The sequence below is a fragment of the Vicingus serpentipes genome (assembly GCF_007993035.1).
GTDB classification, from domain to species: domain Bacteria; phylum Bacteroidota; class Bacteroidia; order Flavobacteriales_E; family Vicingaceae; genus Vicingus; species Vicingus serpentipes.
Genome location: NZ_VOOS01000033.1, coordinates 1 through 258, shown reverse-complemented (window position 1 = coordinate 258; position 258 = coordinate 1). Strand labels below are relative to the sequence as shown.

General features: G+C 41.5%; 1 protein-coding gene. It reads left to right on the top strand.

Features of this window, described 5'->3' with window-relative positions; all coding sequences use genetic code 11:
* A partial coding sequence (locus tag FRY74_RS12950) for a hypothetical protein (RefSeq protein WP_223265890.1) occupies window positions 1-258 on the top strand: 258 nt, incomplete at both ends.

The following is a 258-nucleotide window of genomic DNA, read 5'->3' as shown; positions in this document are numbered from 1 at the left end:
TTACGATAAGTGGAACACCAACAGTAAATGGAACGTTTGCTTATAGTATACCATTAACTGGAGGTTGTGGATCAGTAAATGCTACAGGTACAATTACAGTAACATCATCGAACACAGTAGGAGCAGCCTCGAGTTCACCAAGTGTATGTATAAATACAGCAATGGCAAGTGTAACACATGCAACAACAGGAGCAACAGGTATAGGAGCTGCTAGTGGATTACCAGCAGGAGTAACAGCAAACTGGTCAGGTAATACAA